General features: G+C 38.5%; 17 protein-coding genes and 1 tRNA gene. 12 read left to right on the top strand and 6 right to left on the bottom strand.

Going from position 1 to position 19,258, the window contains the following annotated elements:
- Positions 1-8: 8 nt before the first annotated feature.
- Positions 9-1,046 (bottom strand): tRNA preQ1(34) S-adenosylmethionine ribosyltransferase-isomerase QueA, encoded by a 1,038-nt coding sequence (queA, locus tag F907_RS16055; protein ID WP_016651208.1) that lies wholly within the window; start codon positions 1,044-1,046, stop codon positions 9-11.
- Positions 1,047-1,226: 180 nt separating this feature from the next.
- On the opposite strand from queA, the gene F907_RS16060 reads away from it, so the two are divergent.
- The 7 genes from F907_RS16060 (at position 1,227) to F907_RS16090 (ending at position 9,338) form a co-directional block, all read left to right on the top strand.
- Positions 1,227-1,313: transfer RNA gene (locus tag F907_RS16060), tRNA-Leu, on the top strand.
- A 129-nt stretch (positions 1,314-1,442) separates the two neighbouring features.
- The gene (locus F907_RS16065; RefSeq protein ID WP_016651207.1) at positions 1,443-2,147 is read left to right on the top strand and encodes a CDC50/LEM3 family protein; all 705 of its coding nucleotides are present in this window, start codon (positions 1,443-1,445) and stop codon (positions 2,145-2,147) included.
- Between the two features lie 79 nt (positions 2,148-2,226).
- Complete coding sequence (locus F907_RS16070; protein WP_016651206.1) at positions 2,227-3,162, top strand: hypothetical protein; 936 nt, start codon at positions 2,227-2,229, stop codon at positions 3,160-3,162.
- A gap of 194 nt (positions 3,163-3,356) precedes the next feature.
- Positions 3,357-4,628 (top strand): sensor histidine kinase, encoded by a 1,272-nt coding sequence (locus F907_RS16075; RefSeq protein WP_016651205.1) that lies wholly within the window; start codon positions 3,357-3,359, stop codon positions 4,626-4,628.
- Positions 4,629-4,701: 73 nt separating this feature from the next.
- On the top strand, positions 4,702-7,449 hold the full coding sequence (glnE, locus tag F907_RS16080) for a bifunctional [glutamate--ammonia ligase]-adenylyl-L-tyrosine phosphorylase/[glutamate--ammonia-ligase] adenylyltransferase (RefSeq protein WP_016651204.1): 2,748 nt from the start codon (positions 4,702-4,704) through the stop codon (positions 7,447-7,449).
- 30 nt (positions 7,450-7,479) lie between these two features.
- Complete coding sequence (locus F907_RS16085) at positions 7,480-8,406, top strand: branched-chain amino acid transaminase (protein WP_016651203.1); 927 nt, start codon at positions 7,480-7,482, stop codon at positions 8,404-8,406.
- A gap of 176 nt (positions 8,407-8,582) precedes the next feature.
- Positions 8,583-9,338 carry a hypothetical protein gene (locus tag F907_RS16090; RefSeq protein WP_016651202.1) on the top strand — a complete coding sequence of 252 codons (756 nt, stop codon included), beginning with the start codon at positions 8,583-8,585 and terminating at the stop codon, positions 9,336-9,338.
- 88 nt (positions 9,339-9,426) lie between these two features.
- Here the strand turns inward: F907_RS16090 and F907_RS16095 are convergent, their stop codons facing one another.
- The 3 genes from F907_RS16095 to F907_RS16105 are packed head-to-tail and all read right to left on the bottom strand — an operon-like array spanning position 9,427 to position 12,535.
- The gene (locus tag F907_RS16095) at positions 9,427-10,452 is read right to left on the bottom strand and encodes an NAD-dependent epimerase (protein WP_016651201.1); all 1,026 of its coding nucleotides are present in this window, start codon (positions 10,450-10,452) and stop codon (positions 9,427-9,429) included.
- The gene (locus tag F907_RS16100; protein WP_016651200.1) at positions 10,449-11,618 is read right to left on the bottom strand and encodes a nucleotide sugar dehydrogenase; all 1,170 of its coding nucleotides are present in this window, start codon (positions 11,616-11,618) and stop codon (positions 10,449-10,451) included. Before F907_RS16100 ends, F907_RS16095 begins: the two co-directional genes overlap by 4 nt.
- A 35-nt stretch (positions 11,619-11,653) precedes the next feature.
- Entirely contained in the window at positions 11,654-12,535 is an 882-nt protein-coding gene (locus tag F907_RS16105) for an ATP-grasp fold amidoligase family protein (protein WP_016651199.1), read from the bottom strand.
- Between the two features lie 375 nt (positions 12,536-12,910).
- Between F907_RS16105 and F907_RS16110 the strand changes: the two genes are divergently transcribed.
- The 4 genes from F907_RS16110 to F907_RS16125 all read left to right on the top strand — a co-directional run bounded on the left by F907_RS16110 (position 12,911) and on the right by F907_RS16125 (position 16,513).
- On the top strand, positions 12,911-13,909 hold the full coding sequence (locus F907_RS16110) for a Stealth CR1 domain-containing protein (protein WP_016651198.1): 999 nt from the start codon (positions 12,911-12,913) through the stop codon (positions 13,907-13,909).
- 3 nt (positions 13,910-13,912) lie between these two features.
- On the top strand, positions 13,913-14,671 hold the full coding sequence (locus F907_RS16115; protein ID WP_016651197.1) for a glycosyltransferase family 25 protein: 759 nt from the start codon (positions 13,913-13,915) through the stop codon (positions 14,669-14,671).
- Between the two features lie 70 nt (positions 14,672-14,741).
- The gene (locus F907_RS16120; RefSeq protein ID WP_016651196.1) at positions 14,742-15,656 is read left to right on the top strand and encodes a glycosyltransferase family 32 protein; all 915 of its coding nucleotides are present in this window, start codon (positions 14,742-14,744) and stop codon (positions 15,654-15,656) included.
- A 77-nt stretch (positions 15,657-15,733) separates the two neighbouring features.
- Complete coding sequence (locus F907_RS16125) at positions 15,734-16,513, top strand: glycosyltransferase family 25 protein (RefSeq protein ID WP_016651195.1); 780 nt, start codon at positions 15,734-15,736, stop codon at positions 16,511-16,513.
- A gap of 42 nt (positions 16,514-16,555) precedes the next feature.
- Here F907_RS16125 and F907_RS16130 read toward each other — a convergent pair whose 3' ends face one another.
- Complete coding sequence (locus tag F907_RS16130) at positions 16,556-17,563, bottom strand: glycosyltransferase family 2 protein (protein WP_016651194.1); 1,008 nt, start codon at positions 17,561-17,563, stop codon at positions 16,556-16,558.
- Between the two features lie 70 nt (positions 17,564-17,633).
- On the opposite strand from F907_RS16130, the gene F907_RS16135 reads away from it, so the two are divergent.
- Positions 17,634-18,422, top strand: coding sequence for a glycosyltransferase family 25 protein (locus F907_RS16135; RefSeq protein ID WP_016651193.1), 789 nt, complete (start codon positions 17,634-17,636; stop codon positions 18,420-18,422).
- 5 nt (positions 18,423-18,427) lie between these two features.
- On the opposite strand, the gene F907_RS16140 is transcribed toward F907_RS16135, so the two are convergent.
- Positions 18,428-19,252, bottom strand: a complete 825-nt coding sequence (locus F907_RS16140) for a glycosyltransferase family 32 protein (RefSeq protein WP_228129544.1) — start codon at positions 19,250-19,252, stop codon at positions 18,428-18,430.
- Positions 19,253-19,258: the final 6 nt, after the last annotated feature.

Raw genomic sequence — 19,258 nt, 5'->3', positions numbered from 1 at the left:
GATCTATTTTAAGCGTCGAGCTCATCCACCAACATCGCATCGCCATAACTAAAGAAGCGATAGCGTTGTTCCACTGCATGTTTATAAGCAGCCAAAATATTGTCACGATTTGACAAGGCTGAAACCAACATCAACAAGGTCGATTCTGGTAAATGGAAGTTGGTAATCAAACGATCCACAATACAGAATTGATAACCTGGATAAATAAAGATCTGGGTATCACCTGTCCATGCTGCAATTTGCCCTTGATTCGCCTGTGCTGCACTTTCTAGGGCACGCGTCGCCGTAGTGCCTACCGCAATGACTTTATTACCACGTGCTTTGGTTGCCAAAATCAGATCAATCGTGGCTTGCGGTACATCACACCATTCACTGTGCATAATATGATTGGTAATGTCTGTAGTACGCACAGGCATAAACGTTCCTGCACCGACATGTAGCGTGACAAAGGTCTTTTGCACGCCTTTGGCTGCTAGTTTTTCTAATAAGCCTTGGTCGAAATGCAGACTGGCTGTTGGTGCTGCAACGCTGGCAATTTTTTCAGGGTCGTGGAATACGGTTTGATAGCGTTCGGTATCAATCTCTTCGGCTTCACGATTGAAATAAGGTGGAATCGGCAGCTGACCGTATTGATCCAGTACCGACAAAATCGGTTGTGAAAACTTCACCACAAACAGATTTTCATGGCGACCTTGTACCGTGACAGGTACTGCGTCTTCACCGATATACAGTTCTGCGCCTGCTTTAGGTGAGTTGCTTGATTTGATATGGCAATGTGCAGTGTGGGTATCCAACATGCGTTCAACCAGCACTTCGATTGCACCGCCTGTGGCACGTTTACCTTTTAAGCGTGCTTTCATGACTTTGGTGTCATTCAGTACCAGCAAATCACCGTCTTCGAGTAGGTCGAGAATATCGGTAAAGGCATGATCGTGATATTGACCTTGAGCATCGATATGCAGCAGGCGAGATGCGCTACGGCTGTCTAAGGGATAGCGAGCAATAAGTTCATCGGGGAGATCAAACGAAAAGTCGGAGAGTTGCATACATCTAAAACATTGCAAAAATTGGGCGTAGTATAGTCTTTTTTGTGTTTTCTCGCTGAGTTCGCGTGTTTATTGATAGAAAAATATCTGAATGATTTAAAAGTGAGCAATAAGCGTGAGTTAGTGTTTGACAATAAAATCAAACAGGTTATTATACGCAACACAAAGCATCGCACTCTTCCCGAGGTGGTGAAATTGGTAGACGCGGCGGACTCAAAATCCGCTGTCAGAGATGACGTGTCGGTTCGAGTCCGACCCTCGGGACCAAGATTCAAAGACCCCAAGCTGGTATTAAAGGCTTGGGGTTTTTTAATGTTTATTTATAATATATTTATATTCATTAGTATGTTGCAGCAATAAAATGATTTAATTACTAGAATTAATATAGGGGAGCTAATGGCAACTAATTTAAACTCAGAATTGAACCTTACACCATTGTTAGAGAGAGTAATTGATAACCCTTATGGTGTAATTATCTGTAGTAGTGTACTTTTTCTGGTGTTAGTTGTAGCGATTGTTTTCTTTATCGCTAAGTCTGGGATTCTAAGCAGCATACGAGAGCATCAAGATCATAAGATCCAACGTATAAATGATGAAATTAAAGATCAAGAAAAACTACTTGATGATGTATCTTTTGAAAAATATAAAAACCAAATTCAATATCATTTAGATGTCTCTAAATTGAGTAAATTACTAAAATATTCTCATCATGATAAAGATTTACTTGAATATATCCTTTCGTGTGAAAATAAAAACTTAGCAATATTTTATTATAAAAAAGCGAATTTCTATTTGGAAAAAGATCAAATTACACAAGAGTTTAAGCTAAAAAGTTTCTGTAAAGATTGGTTCGTTAAGAGCCTAAATATTGCTGGAACAATTATATATTTTTCAATAAGTTTTGGCTCATTGTTGCCGATGGCATATATTACTTTTCTATGTATAAAAGCTGGTGTTGGTTTAGATCAAGTTCCATTTAGTTTTTTTGTCTCTCAATTTATTTTGTTTATAGCTTGTCTTTTTTTGGCGCTTATGCTCCTCAAGCCTATGGTTAAGCCTTGGCAAGCTAAGAAGTTTTTAGAATTAGAAAAAGTTAGCTAAATTTATATTTTTGTGGAGAATTATGAATGCTTTAGTTAAAATTATTTAGAGCTAATTTAGTAAAAAGTTAAATAATCTGATGAATAAACAGTATGAACCTAACCAAATAATTAGCTTGATCCAAAGAAATGCTGATTTTGGGGAAAAAAAGAAAAGTGTTTTTAATTTAATTGATCAGATCGAGTCAAAAGCCTTAAATGAGAACAACGGCTTTTCTATAGGAGTGGTGGATGACCTACTAGCCAGAATTAGAGTGAAAGTAGATAGTGTTTCTGCAAGTCATAGTCATATACTCGAATCTATAACGTTAAGATTGGAAGAAATATTAAGTAATAAGGATTATTATGATATAGAGGATTATCTTACAGCGAAACTGATAGCTTTAGATGAGTTTTTAAAGGTTTATAATGACCTAATACAAGTTCAAAATGAATATCTTAATGAAAGTTTAGATATAGTTACACAAAAAATCGAGCTTGAAATAAAAAAGATTAGAGAGTTAAGAAATAGATTGCAAAATGCTGACTCAGAGAATATTTATGATAGTGCTAAGAATAATTTTAATAATACAAAGCATAGCTACTTAGGTTTATTCTTTTTTACAGTTATCGCGACACTTTCATTTGCAGTAGCCTCACTAGTTTTTAAAAAAATTTTCTTCGATAGATTTGAAATTGAAGCTTACGATTATTGGGTTTTTAAAATTACAGTCTTATCTTTATGTGTCACTATACTTAGTTTTTTTCTAAAACAGGTTGTACATTATCAGAAAAAAGAAGATTTTGCAGAGAAAATAAGTTTAGAGCTAAATGCTTTTCCTTCGTACATATCTGATCTTGATCCTGAAGATGGTGTTAAACTTCGGAAAGAATTAGCTTTAAAATATTTTGGAAATGATCAAAATAAGGGGAATATAGAGGCGTCAAATCTAAATGTTGAACAAATGAAAGTAAACGCTGAACTGATAAAAATATCTACAGAAGTAATTAAAAATCTTAGTTCTAAAAAAAATTAAGACTTTTATGTATGGTTTTAATTTTTCTAATTATTAAATAGAGTTAAAATTTAATGAAATTTCACGTTTTGTTGCGAATTGATTGAATCTACAATTGCCTTTTCTGTTAAAGTTTGTTAATACTGAGTGATAGTTTTCACATTTTTTTTAAAAAACGTAAAGAACCGTATAACGATAATATTCGAGAGGCGGAAATGACGATTCAATTATTAGAACTACAGCAAGCCGAAAAGTTAAGTGCTTGTAAAATCTCTCTTTCTTTGGGGTTAACTTCAGAGCAGAACTTGCTTGAGCAATTTTTACAGTTCAACCGAAAACTGATGCAAGTCAGTACCGCATTGCTGTCCTTCCACCAAGAACCTTATCTTTGGCATCGCTGCCCTGAAAAACTTAAAGCCATTGACTCCGCAAAGATTAGCAAAAGCTTAAATACCTTATTCGTCAATGGTGATCTGGTCGATAGCGACCATCCGCAATACCCAACCTTATTGGCATTCCTTGCTCCACTAAAAAAGAAAATCCAAACTGCAGTCGCTTTACATCTTAGACACCCAGATCAAACTTCACTCGGTTATATCATCCTGTTTGATGAAGCTGCCCAAGGCTTTAATGATTTACAAAAACAACTCCTCCAAGAACATTGTGTCAACTTCATGCAACAACTGGAATTGAAGTTTAACCATGACGAGTTGAAAGAACTATACGAACAAGAAGCTGCACTCAATTTTAGTAAAACCAAATTCTTTTCGATTATTTCCCATGACTTACGTGCACCATTTCATGGGCTACTAGGCTTCTCTGAGATATTAGCGAAAGAACGTGAAACCTTAGACGAATCCAGTATTCAGAATATTGCCGACTATCTTTACGACACTTCACAATCGACCTATAACTTATTGGAAAGCTTATTGAATTGGGCGATGGCGGAAGGTGGGCGTTTTGTCTATCACCCGATCAATTTTAAGTTGCGCCAGATCACCAATATCGTGACCGACATTCTTAAAACTTTGGCGATTAAGAAGAATATTCAACTGATTAATGAAGTGGATGAAAATCTTAAAGTCTATGCCGATATGAATATGATCACCTCGGTGATTCAGAACTTGGTGTCGAATGCGCTGAAATTTACCGATGTTGATGGTACAGGTAAGGTCTATATTCAAGCACAACATAAAGGCACTTATGTTGAAATCTATGTTAAAGACACTGGTCTCGGCATGACCCAACAACAAATCAATGACTTGTTTCAGCCACGGATTACCATGAGTTATAAAGGCACTGCAGGAGAGAAAGGTGCAGGTTTGGGTTTAAGTTTATGTAAGCGCTTTGTAGAAATGAATTTGGGTGAAATCAATGTCAGCTCCAATGAGGGCGAAGGCACGGTATTTACCGTGTTGTTGCCAATTGAACGTGAACAGGTTGATTTATGTACGGATCAACAAAAAAGCAAAGCGAAATTAGTCTAAAGAGATTTTAAAGATAAGCTTGTAACTGATATAACTAATCCAAGATGACCTGACATCAGTCGAGCCTTTTTATATGAATGCGCAACAGCTACAAAGAACCTTAGTTGCAAGCCAATATGCTGAACAAGTTTTAAATTTATACCAAGTAGAATTAGAACAAGACTATTCCGTAGATCAATTTCTTGACTCGCTGTCGACTGAAACTATTTATCAAAAAGTGCAACTGGCTGTGGCTGAGGTCGCAGATGAACAGGCGTGGATGAAAGCCTTACGTATCTTGCGTGCCAAGCTGATGTTTCGCTGGATTTGGCAGGATGCCAATCAACTCACCAATGTGGTCACACTGACACGTGAACTATCAGATTTTGCCGATGCCAGTATTTGTGCCGCCAAAGCTTTTGCATTACCACCATTATTAGCCAAACATGGTGAACCCATTGGTTATTCAGGTCAGTTACAAGACCTGATCGTGATTGGTATGGGCAAGCTCGGCGCGCAAGAACTGAATTTATCCAGTGATATTGACCTGATTTTTGCCTTCGATGAGCAAGGCGAGACCAATGGGCGTAAATGTATTGATGTACAGCAGTTTTGCATTCTGTGGGGACAGAAGCTGATTTATCTGCTCGATCATATTACCGCAGATGGTTTTGTATTCCGTGTTGATATGCGCTTGCGTCCGTGGGGCGATGGTTCAGCCTTAGCAATCAGTCATAGTGGTTTGGAAAAGTATCTCAGCCAGCATGGGCGTGAATGGGAGCGTTATGCATGGATTAAGGCACGGGTGATTACGGGCGGCAAAGCGGGCGAAGAATTGTTAGATATGTCGCGTCCGTTTGTATTCCGTCGTTATGTCGATTATTCCGCTTTTGCTGCCATGCGTGAAATGAAAGCCATGATCGAACGTGAGGTCATGCGCCGTAATATCGAAGAGGATATTAAACTGGGTGCAGGCGGGATTCGTGAAATCGAATTCATTGTGCAGGTATTCCAGTTGATTTATGGTGGATCGAAGCGCGAACTGCAAGATCGTCAATGTCTCGTGAATCTACATCACTTAGGCGAAGCTGAATTATTAGATCAGCAAGCAGTGATTGATCTGGAAGATGCCTATCTATTCCTAAGACGAGTCGAACATGCCATTCAAGCCTTGAATGATCAGCAAACCCAGTCCCTTCCAACTGAACCCGAGCTGAGACAGCGTATGCTGGAGACATTAGGCTTTGCCGATTGGCCTGCATTCTTGGATGTATTGAATCAGAAACGTGACAAGGTCAAAGTCCAGTTTAAACAATTGATTCAGGAGAAAGAATTTGCTGAGCCGGTCGATGATTTTGTTCAGCTTGAACAAAAGCTCAATGTCGTACTGGATGATGATGCCAAGAACCTGATTCAAAACTTCTGGCATGGACAAGCACTTCGTAAAATTCCAGCCAGTGCCTTAGAGCGCTTAAAGAAATTCTGGCCGCATTTGGTCGAAGCAATTTTACAGTCGGATCAGCCGCAAGTGGCACTGTTGCGCTTGATGCCTTTGATCGAGTCGGTGTTACGCCGTACCGTGTATTTAGTGATGTTGATGGAAAGCCGCGGCGCATTGCAGCGACTGGTCAAGATGGCAACCGTCAGTCCGTGGATCTGTGAGGAGCTGGCGCAATATCCTGTACTGTTGGATGAATTCCTGTCGATGGATTTTGGTCTGCCACAACGCAAAGATCTGGAAGATTCTTTGCGTCAGCAATTGTTGCGCATCGAGATTGATCAAGTTGAAGATCAAATGCGAGTATTGCGCTTATTTAAAAAGAGCAATGTGCTGACAGTTGCAGCCAGTGATGTGTTGGCGGAAAGTCCGTTGATGAAAGTCTCCGATGCCCTGACCGATATTGCTGAAGTGAGTGTACAAGCGACTTTACGCTTGGCTTATGAGGCGGTTGCACAGCGTCATGGTTATCCAGTCGGCAATGATGGGCAACGATGCAGTCTGGATAAAAAAGGTTTTGCGGTGATTGCTTATGGCAAATTGGGTGGCATTGAACTCGGTTATGGTTCCGATTTAGATTTGGTGTTTATCCATGCACTTGAAGAGCAAGGTGAAACCGATGGTCGTAAGCGTATCAGTGGCGCTGAGTTTGCGATTCGTGTTGCGCAGAAGTTTATGTCCTTAATGACTACGCAAACGCTAGATGGGCGTGTCTATGAGATTGATACCCGTCTGCGACCTTCAGGTGAAGCAGGGATGTTGGTCACTAGTCTAAAAGCCTATGAGCAATATCAACAAAAAAGTGCTTGGCTCTGGGAGCATCAAGCCTTGGTGCGTGCCCGTTCGATTGCAGGAGATAGTGGATTATGCACGCAATTTGAACAGATTCGCTGTCAGATTCTGACCCAAGTGCGTGATGAAAACGAAGTGCGTGAAGAAGTGCTGAAAATGCGCCAAAAGATGAAAGATCATTTAGGATCATCTTCTGAGCAAAAAAAACATGGGATTTTTCATTTAAAACAGGACTCAGGTGGTATCGTTGATATCGAATTTATGGCACAGTATGTTGTGCTTGCATGGAGTGGGACGAATACAGATCTCGCCCATTTTTCCGACAATGTAAGAATTCTAGAAGATGCTGCTCAAGCAGGCTGCTTATCCAGTGAAGATGCCACAGCATTAATACACGCTTATCTCCGTGAACGAGCTGAGAGCCACCGTCTAGCGCTTGCAAATCAATCTATGCAAGTCAATGCTGCGGATTGGCACGATACCCGCGAGATCGTTTGCAAGTTATGGCAGAGATTAATTGATCCAACTGCGCAAGCATTGGAAAGTGAATAATTGTGTAAAAAAGAAAATGGAGTATGTGCGATGAGTTTGGCTGATCGTGATGGTTTTATTTGGCAAGATGGAAAATTAGTTGATTGGCGTGATGCAAAAATTCACGTCTTAACTCACACACTACACTACAGCATGGGTGTCTTTGAAGGCGTCAGAGCTTACGAAACCCCGAAGGGTACCGCAATCTTCCGTTTGCAAGATCACACTAAGCGCTTATTAAATTCAGCAAAAATTTATCAGATGAATGTTCCATTTGATCAAGCGACATTAGAACAAGCACAAATCGATGTGGTTCGTGAAAATAAACTGGCTTCTTGCTATTTACGTCCATTGATTTGGATTGGTTCTGAAAAACTCGGTATTGCCGCAACAGACAACACCATTCATGCCGCGGTTGCAGCATGGGGTTGGGGTGCATACTTGGGTGAAGAAGCAATGGCACACGGTATTCGTGTAAAAACCTCTTCATTCACACATCATCATCCAAACGTGACCATGTGTAAGGCAAAAGCATGTGGTAACTATACCGTGTCGATCTTGGCGCATCAGGAAGTGGCGCGTTCAGGTTATGACGAAGCGATGTTGCTTGACCCACAAGGCTTTGTTTGCCAAGGTGCGGGCGAGAACGTATTCCTGATCAAAGATGGTGTCTTGCATACCCCTGATTTAGCAGGTGGCGCATTAGAAGGGATTACTCGTCAAACCGTGATTACCATTGCTAAAGACTTGGGTTATGAAGTGGTTGAACGTCGTATTACTCGTGATGAATTCTACATTGCAGATGAAGCATTCTTTACCGGGACTGCTGCGGAAGTGACACCAATTCGTGAATATGATGACCGTGAGATTGGTTGTGGTTCACGTGGTCCGATTACCACTGTGATTCAAAAGACTTTCTTTGATGCGGTACAAGGTCGTAATGACAAATATGCACACTGGTTAACGTATATCAAATAAGCGTTTAGTATGTGCGAAGGCGAAGCTTAGGCTTCGCTTTTTTATTGACGAATTAATAATAAAAAAAGTCATAGGGTCTATGCTAAGATGAGCATATATTCAGTGCATATGATTGAACACTTTTGTTTTTTTACGACAAAGTGAGCCATCATATCTCAAGCATTTAAGGTTATCAGATGGTAGAGATTCAACAAAATTCGGCAACTCCTGAAGACAATGTGATTTTATGCATGAAATGGGGAACCAAATATGGTGCTGAGTATGTCAACCGTTTGTATAACATGGTCAAACGTCATCTGACTTTGCCTTTTAAAATGGTCTGTCTGACGGATCGTACTGAGGGTATTGATCCAAATATCCAATGTTTCCCGATTCCATCGTTGGATTTACCTGCAGGTAGCCCTGAACGTGGTTGGAATAAGCTTTCAACGTTTGAACCGGATCTTTATGGCTTAAAAGGTAATGCACTGTTCCTCGATTTGGATGTAGTGATCATTGATAATATTGACTGCTTTTTCCAAGAAAAAGGTGAGTTTCTGGTGATTCATGACTGGAAACGTCCTTGGCGAATCACGGGCAATAGTTCGGTTTATCGTTTTAAACTGGGAGCTTTCCCTGACATTCTGCCGTATTTTCGTGCAAACTTTAAACAGATTAGTCAAAAGTTCCGTAATGAACAAGAATATCTGTCTTGGTTTGTACATAAAGAGGGTAAGTTAAGCTACTGGAACAAAGATTGGTGTAAGAGCTATAAGTATCATTGCCTACGTAAAGTACCGTTTGCTTACATTCTCCCTCCAGTGAAGCCAAAAGGCGCCAAAATTATTATTTTTCATGGCGAAATTAATCCACCTGATGCGATCAGTGGTGGTGGCGGTAAATGGTATCGCTATGTGTTGCCATCGGATTGGATTAAAGAGTCTTGGCAATAATCCAAGCGTTATTATCCCTTGGATGAAGGAAGGGATAAATCGAATAAAAAAATCAGGCGCAATGCCTGATTTTTTGCTTTAAGTGCTGTTAAATATTGTGATATTGGCGGTACCAATCGATAAAGTTTTTCACGCCATCGACCACTGAAGTCGCAGGTTTGTAGTCGACATAGTGTTCTAGTGCAGAGCTATCGGCAAAGGTGTCTGGCACATCACCTGGCTGTAGCGGTAATAGGTCTAGAATCGCTTCTTTACCTGCGGCTTTTTCAATCGCCTGAATATATTCAATCAGCTTCACTGTACGGTTGTTGCCGATATTGAAAATTCTAAACGGGGCATTACTGGTGGATGGATTTGGATGGTTGCTATCCCAAGTTGCATCAGGCGTGGCAATCTTGTCGCTGGTACGAATGATGCCCTCAACAATATCATCGATATAGGTGAAGTCACGGGTGTGATTGCCATGATTAAATACCGGAATCGGCTTGCCTTCAAAAATGTTCTTGGTGAACTTAAACAAGGCCATATCTGGGCGTGTCCACGGTCCATAGACGGTAAAGAAACGCAGCCCTGTGGTGGGTAATTTAAATAAATGACTATAGCTATGCGCCATTAGTTCATTAGCGCGTTTGGTTGCGGCATAAAATTGCAATGGATGATCGACGCCATGTTGTTCGCTGAATGGCATAGTGGTATTGGCGCCATAGACACTACTGGTACTGGCATAGGTCAAGTGTGGCGTTTCTGCATAGCGGCAAGCTTCGAGAATATTGGTAAAGGCAATCAGGTTGCTTTCCACATAGCTATGTGGGTTTTCAAGTGAATAACGCACACCTGCCTGTGCAGCCAAATGAATCACACGATCAAAATGATGCGCTTGGAAGCATTGATCTACCACTGCTTTATTGGCAAGATTGTCGCGAATGAGTGTGAAGCTTCCGCTATCGTTGCGTTCAGCCAACAACTGTAATTGCTGAGCACGTGCTTCTTTCAGTGATGGATCATAATAATCGTTAAAGTTATCAAAACCGACCACATCATCACCGCGTTCCAGCAGTTTTTTTGCAACACTAAAGCCGATGAATCCAGCAGCACCTGTGACTAGAACTTTCATTCATCGCCTCCAAAAATATCTCGAGTATAAACTTTATCTTGTACATCGAGCAAATCACTGGAGAGGCGATTGGCAATAATCACATCACACGATTGCTTAAACTCATTCAGATCTTGGGTCACTTTGGACTTAAAGAAACTGTCTTCATGGAAGGTGGGTTCATAAATGATGATTTCGATGCCTTTGGCTTTGAGACGTTTCATCACACCTTGAATCGCAGAGGCACGGTAATTGTCTGAGCCACTCTTCATCACCAGACGATAAATACCAACGGTACTTGGATTCCTTGCGATAATTGAGTCGGCAATAAAATCTTTACGGGTACGGTTGGCGTCGACAATCGCTTTGATCAGATTGCTGGGTACATTGTTATAGTTGGCCAATAACTGCTTGGTGTCTTTTGGCAGGCAATAGCCGCCGTAGCCAAAAGATGGATTGTTATAATGACTGCCAATACGTGGATCAAGACAGACCCCATCAATCACTTGTTTGGTATCCAGACCGAAACTTTGCGCATAGGTGTCCAATTCATTAAAGAATGCCACACGCATTGCTAAATAGGTATTGGCAAACAGCTTAATCGCTTCAGCTTCGGTTGAATGAGTCAGCAATACAGGAATATCCTGCTTGATTGCACCCTCTACCAACAGATCTGCGAATTGCTGAGCACGTTCGGACTGTTCCCCAACGATGATACGAGAAGGGTAGAGGTTGTCGTGCAGTGCTTTACCTTCACGTAAAAATTCAGGTGAGAAAATAATGTTTTCAGTCTGGTATTTATTTTTGACTTGCTCGGTGAAACCCACAGGAACTGTAGATTTGACGATCATAGTCGCATTCGGATTAATTGCGAGAACGTCCTGAATGACACTTTCCACACTTTGGGTGTTAAAGTAATTGGTCTGTGGGTCGTAATCGGTGGGTGTTGCAATAATAATAAAATCAGCATTTTGAAACGCCAGCTGCTTATCTGTCGTTGCTGTGAAATTTAACTTTTTTTCTTCTAAAAAAAGTGAAATATCATGGTCTTGAATCGGGGATACTTTGTTATTCAGTAAATCAACTTTACTCTGTAGGATATCCAGCGCAATGGTTTCATGGTGTTGTGCAAATAGCATTGCATTTGACAACCCCACATATCCTGTTCCAGCAATCGCTATTTTCATAAGTACCTAATAGATTCGAAATACATGATGGATGGTTAATAGGATAGCCACATTGCACCTAATTTTAAATCCCATTCGACTGGTGTGATGACCATTCGTCCTGCATTTGGGGTGAGTGTGATTTCACTAAAATAAACATGATCTTGAGAGAGTAAGAAATCGACCCGACTATAGCCATACGCTAAACAGAGCTTTTCTGACAGCTGAATGATCTCTGGCAATTGTTTCGGTGCAGCTAAAGCTGAGGGGGAGTTGTCTTTAAGATCGACCCGAAATGGTTGTAATTCCCAATGGGTATCATACATATTGGAGTAATCATTACCTTGAGCATCTTGCACATCAATTTCTAAATATTCTGGTCGGCCTTCAAAACAATGTACACGACAAGTGGTAATGGTCGCTTGGCTCTGTTGATCTACATAGAGCTCAACATATTGTTCAATCAGGATTTGAGGAGAAATATCTTTATAGTGCCATTCACGTTTTCTAAAATACATGTTCATTTTTAAATGATTTTTGATTTTAGTTGAGGCTGCTGTGATATTAAACTTGCTCTTATCGAGACAGACCATGGCACTACCACTGTCATGTGTACATTTTAAAACAAATTGATCGGGTAGCTGTTCGAAATTAATCTCATCAAAACACTTATAAACGCCAATCAGTGGAACAAAATAGGCATCTCCCACTTTTGCTGAAACAAGTTGTCTTACGGCACATTTATCCGCTAATTTTGTGAATAAGGGACTGCGCTCGAAAATCATTCGGGCTGTGACTTTTTCATTGAAGCTTTTTGGCGAGCAAAAATCAGGGGTATAACCTAATTTGCAGATAAATCGTTTGGTAAGGTACGCTTTATCTGAGACAAATTTAGTTCTAATTATTTTTGCTTGATACTCAAAGTAGTTATAAATCATCAGTCAAAAGATTAAATCCCGTCAAAGTAACCTGTAATTATAATAAAAATACCCAAATCCGTCTAATGAAAATATGGAGGCTTTGAGTGTAAAATAATTCAAAAAGGTTTGATTTTGTTAAAGATTGTTGGATTTTAAGTTGAGATTAATAAATCTACTGAATTGAAAGAAATCATTCGCTGACTGATCGCCTCATCGCAGTGAAAACTTAGAAAATTATAATATGTTGATTTATATGAAATGATCGGCATTATCGAGCCCCAACCATTACGAAAAGAGACTGCCTGTAAACAGGGCAGTAGTGTTATCATAGGTCTCTAGATTAAACATGTTTAGCCGTATTTTCGTGCTTTCGGATCGTTTAAGAGTGAATTGATGAGTGAAATGATGCAACCGGTTGATGTGGTGATTGCTTGGGTGGATGGCAATGATCCGAAGTTAAAGCAGAAACGCATGCAGTATCAGGGCAAAACACAAGCTTCTGATGCCATTAGTGATACCCGTTTTGCCAGCAACCATGAAATTTATTATAACGTTGCATCAATTCTAAAATATGTCCCATTTTGTCGACATATCTATATTGTGACAGATGGCCAGCAACCGCAATGGGTTGATGACTTTGTGACGGATGGGATTTGTGAAGCAGGCAAGATTCGAATTGTTGATCATCGTGAAATCTTTACGGGTTATGAGCAATATCTTCCAACTTTCAATACCCGTTCGATTGAAACAATGTTATGGAATATTCAGGGTTTATCTGATTACTTTTTCTATTTAAATGATGATTTCTTCTTTAATGCAGCTGCACAGTTGGAAGATATTCTGGTTGATCAGAAGATGGTGATTTACGGACATTGGCAAAGCAGCTTTGCGCTCAAAGCCAAGCTTTGGTACCGTCAGTTTTTAAATCAATATTTTGCCAAACCCATCCAACCTAAACATATGATTGCGCAAATGTTAGGCGCAGATATGCTGGGATTTAAAAAGTTTTTTGAAATTCATCATTATCCGCATGCGGTCGATCGCAAGATTTTACGTGATTATTTGCTAGCACACCCTACGTTTCTGGAAAAACAGATCCAGTATAAGTTCCGTAGCGTAGAACAGATCAATCCGATTTCATTAATGAATCATTTGAAAATTCAAAAGAATGAAGCTGTGTTGAAGCCTGATCTCGAAATTGCGTATTTGAAAAATGAAAGCAGTTTAAGCAGTTTCTTGCAAAGCTTGGGCAACGAAAAGATTAAATATGGGTGTATGCAGAGTCTGGATCAATTGAGTGACACTGCAGCAAAGCAAATTTATGCAGCTTTAAATCACAAGTTGGCAGGCTATATACCCAAAGTTTTATTGGCTGAAACGGCCAAAGGATAAATGATGAAAGTTGAAACTTATCTGATTAATCTCGATGGCAGTGATCAACGCTTAGCGAGTGCAACAGCGCAATTACAGCAAGAAGGTTGGCCATTTACCCGTTTTGCAGCCTATGATGGGCGTGGTAAAGCGCTCTCTGAGTTCAAACAGTACGATGATGCAGAGGCGCAGCGAATTTTAGGCCGTAGTCTGATCAATTCAGAGCTAGGATGTTATCTCAGTCATTATGGTTGTGCGGAAAAATTCCTTGAAACCGATGCTGATTATTTGGTGGTTTTGGAGGACGATATTCAGGTTTTGCCCAACTTTAAGCACAATCTTGAGTCGTTACTCAATTATCTCGACCAGCATAAAGAACTCGATTGGTATGTAGTGAATATGGCGGCTAAAAAGAAAAAACTCGCCAAAGATATTGTGCAGATGGATCGTTTTAACGTGTGGCATGCCTATTATTTTCCAATTCGAGGTGTGGGTTTACTGTGGTCTCGTAAAGGCGCTGAAGAGTTTGTCAAACGCGGCAAAAATATAAATGTACCTGTCGATATTTTCTTTCAAGGTTGGCTCAGTAAAAATGGTAAAGGCTTAGGGGTCTGGCAGCCTTTTGTTAAACCTGCTGGATTGGACAGTGATATTTTGGGTACGGTTGCAACACAGGGTATTCAGCGTAAGGATTTGGAAAAACGTGACGCCTCTCATGCTTTAAAAAAACAGAAGCGAATGTGGCGTGACCGTTTTTATGCTTTTAGGCATCTCTTTCTCTAAATACAAATGGTCGATGCAAATCACTGAAGTGAAATACAACAGTGATTTAGTTCCTAGCTAGGTTCCCGATATGAAAATATTTAAAAAAATATTTTATCTCTTAAAATTTTATATGATGTATTCAAATAAACAGAGAGAAGTGAATGAGGCAATAGACAATGATGCTGGTTTGATTGTGCTCAATCCAGTTGTGCAGAATGCAGTCATTCCTAAAAAAATCTGGATGTATTGGGAAGGCACGCTTTCAGGCTTTGTCGAGAAATGTGTCGAGCAAGTTAAAAAAACCAATCCTGATTATGAAGTCAATTTTTTAACGCCTGATACAGTTAAGGATTTTTGCAACATTGATTATGCGCGTTTTCAACATGCAACTCCGCAACAAAAAGCCGATCTCATCCGTTTTGAGCTGATTTATCAGCATGGTGGTATCTGGTTAGATGCAAGTATTCTTGTTTATGAGAGCTTAGACTGGATTCAGCAACTGATTATAAAGAATCATACCAATAGTTTTGCCTATTACCGTGCCAAGAATACAACGCTTAAAGATTTTCCCGTATTGGAAAACTGGTTGCTGGCTAGCGCAGAGAAAAACATCTTTTTTAAGCATTGGTTTGATGAGTTGGCGAAAGCAATTGAAGCAACGCCTAAAAATTACCTTCAACATCTCAAGGAGACTGAGCCTCATTATCCAGATTTGTTCCAAGAGATTGGTCGTTTGGAATATCTGGTTGCTTATGTGGCTTGCCAGAAGGTGATGCGTCGTCATTTACCCAGTATGAGCTTAATTAATTGTGATCAGAATGCCTTATTTTTCCAAGTGAAGCATCAATGGGTGAAAGAAAAAGTATTGATTGATATGGCGATCAACTATCCACCACCAGAAATGCCAAGACTGATTAAGCTGGCAGGGAAGGAGAGGAAAACATTGAGCCATTATTATGAAAAAGGAATGTATTTAAAAGATTCATTGTTGGACATTTCTTAACAAGACTGGAAGAAATTGAGGGTGAAAGGGAGTAGGGAAGCAAGTAGAATAGCAGTAAGACTAATGTTTCTATTGCCATGAAAAAATTTGTTATCAGTTTATCTACTGCACACGAGCGCAGGGTACATATCAGTAGCGAATTCAGTAAGAAAGGTATCGATTTTGATTTTTTTGATGCCTTGACACCTGAACCAGCAGCATTATTTGCACAAGAGCTTAGTTTAAATATCGATGAGTATGCTTTAACAAAAGGTGAAGTGGCATGCTTCATGAGTCATGTGTTTTTGTGGCAAAAGATGATTACCGACAATATTCCACATATGGCTATTTTTGAAGATGATATTTATTTGGGTGAGGATGTTAAAGCATTCCTGACTGATGATTCTTGGGTAGATCAGAACTGGCATCTGATCAAGATTGAAGAATTTACGCCAAAAGTCGCATTAGGGCAAAAGATTAAAACGTTTAATGGTGAGCCCGAGAGAGCGCTGTTTGATCTTAAAAGCAAGAATCTTGGGACGGCGGGTTATATTTTATCTTTGCATGGTGCTAAACAATTAATCGGCTATATCCAGTCTTTGGATAAACTGATTGCCTTAGATCACTTGATGTTTGAAAAACTGATTCAAGATAAAATTTTATCTGTATGTCAGATGAAACCAGCTTTATGTATTCAAGATGTGACGCTTTATTCAACGAAAGATAGTGTGAAGTTTGCAAGTCATTTATACAAAGAACGTTTAACCAGAAGGAAATACGATAAAAAAACTGGAATGGATAAGATACATTTAGAATTAATTCGCATTGTTCAACAAATCCGAGAACTTATTTTCTTTAAAACTGTTGGGTTTAAATAGCGTATCGGCCCAAGAATAGAACAGTATTCTTGGGTGTTTAATTTACTTTATAACTTTACTTAATTTTCTGGCCAAATAGTGGCCAAAGGTGCCGAGGTTACGAAACATAAAGAAAAGCTTTTCTCTTTTTGTTTGTATGATACTGAGATTTAGTTTTAAGTTTTTCATTTCTTTTGCAATTTTTTTCCAGTTTTTATTTGTAATAAAATAACCCCTACTTTTTTTTGATTCATCTAGATAGATATAAGAAAAGTGGAGTAGTGGAATTGCAAATATTTCTCTTTTTTTAGAGTTTTTAATAAGTTCTTTGATTAAAAGAGAGCAGCTATTTAAAAGTTTATTTTTTGTTTCTAGATTATTTTCTCTTGTGGCACTGTTTTCTAAAATTCTGTAATGATAAATACTTTGTTTAATCATAAATATATTTTCAATTTCAGAGAGTATTTTCGATACAATAAATGCATCTTCAAAGTGGGTCATATTTGTTGGGAATGGGTTGTCGAGAAGGAGTTCTCGTTTATATACTCGTAACCAGGAAAACCAATTGTTCTTATTGAATAGATCACAAAGCAATTCATCATTAACTTTATGTAGGCCAGATAATGAAGACTGCGATAGGTGATAATTTTTTTCAGGCGCACTCTCGAAAAAACAATATGCATTAAACTGGACTAGATCTGGAGATTTTTTTATTGCAAATAAGATATTAGAAATGTAATGATCAGCTATGATGTCATCAGAGTCTATGAACGTTATATAGTTACCTCTGGCCTGCTGTATGCCATTGTTTCTTGAGTGGCTTACGCCCTGATTATTTTGGTGGATGACAATAAAATTCTGTTTCAATGAGCTAGGTAGCTTATGTGTAAATTCATCAATAATTTGTGCCGAGTGGTCTGTTGAACCATCATTAATAATAATAACTTCAATATTACTTTCTATTTGATTATATATACTTAGTAGGCATTCTTGAATGTATTTTTCAACATTGTATACCGGAATAATAATGCTTAAACAGATCATTGAGTGAATATGGCTAATTTGAGTCATGACCTATTTTATCCTATAATCACCCAAATAACAGTATGTTGTTAGCATGATCCTGAGAAGAGAGCATTGAATGGATATTTTTGTCGTTAGCTTAAAAAATGCGCTTGAAAGAAGAAAGCATATAAACAAGCAATTTATGACTCAACAAATTGAATTTCAATATTTTGATGCTATTGAGCCTCATCAAATTGAAGAAGCTCTCAAAAATACAGGAATTGAGCTTAAAAATTGTTCTCTAACAAAAGGCGAAATTGGATGTCTTTTAAGCCATATCTCCTTGTGGAAAAAAATAATTGATAACAACTTACCTTATATGGCAATTTTTGAAGATGATATCTATTTAGGTTCCAAGGCAGAGTCATTTCTAAAAGATAGTTCTTGGATACCTGGAAAGGTCGAAATCATTAAGCTTGAAGCATTTTCTGATTCAGTACAAGTTGAACTATTCTCTAAAAAATCTCTTATTGATGATAGAGTACTATTTCTTTTAAAAGGGGAGCATTTGGGTACTGCGGGCTATATTATTTCCAATGCGGGAGCTAGAGATTTATTGAAATATATAAATGAGCTGGAAGTAATAAAACCAATTGATGATATTATGTTTGATAGCTATATTGCAAAGAAAATGGTATATCAGATGCAACCTGCACTGTGTGTACAAGATTTTATTTATAATAAGGAAGTTCGGTTTGCGAGTTGTCTTCAATCAGATCGGTCTCAAAGACATCAAAGTGAAATGATTACTCCTGTGAAAATAAATAAAATAAGCTTGAAAATAAAAAGAGAAATTTATCGTTTTTTTATTCAGATTTACAATCTACATTATAAATTTTTTGAAAAGAAAATAGAGTTCAAGTAGTAAAACTACTTGAACTTATATCTTATATAATACCGAATTAAGTTTATTAAGCTCTTGAGATCTAATTTTGTTGCGAGGTCTTTTAAAAAAAGTTTATTTGTAGCAGTTTCTACGTTTAAGACTTTGTTTTTATAATATTCAGTATGAACTCTAGCTTTGTAGCTTTCAGTTTTCTCTTTATCTAACCATGAACCGATAAAATGATGAGTGGTATAATTTGGAGGAAGATCTAAGCAGAAATAAGAAGAGGCAAAAATATGAATTTTGTGAGAACCATCATGACCAATTTGGTTTTCATCTTTATGCGGATCAATTGCATAAAATTGTGTGAGCAAATTACTGATCGTAACAGTGTTCGGGGGTTCATTATTGCTATAAGTCTTTGAGTTGTAATAATCTAACATTCTTTTTGTCAGCGAGTGTTCTGGCATACTCCCCCAGACCGCAGACGTAAAAGGTATATTGTCGATTTCAAAACTGCTAAAAGCTTCTAATGCCAAAAATTCGTCTATAGAGTGTTTAACTTCAACATCTGTATCTAAATAAACACCACCAAATTTATATAAGGCTAATGCACGCACATAGTCTGAAACAAAGGCATATTTTTTTTCTTCGTATGCCTTTTTTGTGAAAGGATGACTGTTAATATCAAAATTATCTTCATTCCAAAGTTTAATGTCCCAATCTGGGCATTTTACTTTCCAGCCATTGATATAGTGTTGTAACTGCTCTGGTAGAGGTTTTCCACCAAACCAGCAATAATGGATAATTTTCGGGATCATAAGCAAGTAAAATTGTTTAAAGTGGAAATTAACATAGCATTTTTTGATGAGTGA

The sequence above is a fragment of the Acinetobacter colistiniresistens genome (assembly GCF_000413935.1).
Taxonomy (GTDB): domain Bacteria; phylum Pseudomonadota; class Gammaproteobacteria; order Pseudomonadales; family Moraxellaceae; genus Acinetobacter; species Acinetobacter colistiniresistens.
The sequence above is the reverse complement of the archived record's forward strand: the minus strand, read 5'-3'. Positions and strand labels throughout refer to the sequence as shown.

Coding starts and splice junctions, on each gene's coding strand:
- queA (WP_016651208.1), bottom strand. CDS start 1,046: ATGCAACTCTCCGACTTTTCGTTTGATCTCCCCGATGAACTTATTGCT.
- F907_RS16095 (WP_016651201.1), bottom strand. CDS start 10,452: ATGAAAGTTCTAGTCACAGGTGCTGCTGGATTCATCGGCTTTAGTGTT.
- F907_RS16090 (WP_016651202.1), top strand. CDS start 8,583: ATGGTAGAGATTCAACAAAATTCGGCAACTCCTGAAGACAATGTGATT.
- F907_RS16120 (WP_016651196.1), top strand. CDS start 14,742: ATGAAAATATTTAAAAAAATATTTTATCTCTTAAAATTTTATATGATG.
- F907_RS16105 (WP_016651199.1), bottom strand. CDS start 12,535: ATGATTTATAACTACTTTGAGTATCAAGCAAAAATAATTAGAACTAAA.
- F907_RS16115 (WP_016651197.1), top strand. CDS start 13,913: ATGAAAGTTGAAACTTATCTGATTAATCTCGATGGCAGTGATCAACGC.
- F907_RS16075 (WP_016651205.1), top strand. CDS start 3,357: ATGACGATTCAATTATTAGAACTACAGCAAGCCGAAAAGTTAAGTGCT.
- F907_RS16135 (WP_016651193.1), top strand. CDS start 17,634: ATGGATATTTTTGTCGTTAGCTTAAAAAATGCGCTTGAAAGAAGAAAG.
- F907_RS16130 (WP_016651194.1), bottom strand. CDS start 17,563: ATGACTCAAATTAGCCATATTCACTCAATGATCTGTTTAAGCATTATT.
- F907_RS16110 (WP_016651198.1), top strand. CDS start 12,911: ATGAGTGAAATGATGCAACCGGTTGATGTGGTGATTGCTTGGGTGGAT.
- F907_RS16070 (WP_016651206.1), top strand. CDS start 2,227: ATGAATAAACAGTATGAACCTAACCAAATAATTAGCTTGATCCAAAGA.
- glnE (WP_016651204.1), top strand. CDS start 4,702: ATGAATGCGCAACAGCTACAAAGAACCTTAGTTGCAAGCCAATATGCT.
- F907_RS16125 (WP_016651195.1), top strand. CDS start 15,734: ATGAAAAAATTTGTTATCAGTTTATCTACTGCACACGAGCGCAGGGTA.
- F907_RS16100 (WP_016651200.1), bottom strand. CDS start 11,618: ATGAAAATAGCGATTGCTGGAACAGGATATGTGGGGTTGTCAAATGCA.
- F907_RS16065 (WP_016651207.1), top strand. CDS start 1,443: ATGGCAACTAATTTAAACTCAGAATTGAACCTTACACCATTGTTAGAG.
- F907_RS16085 (WP_016651203.1), top strand. CDS start 7,480: ATGAGTTTGGCTGATCGTGATGGTTTTATTTGGCAAGATGGAAAATTA.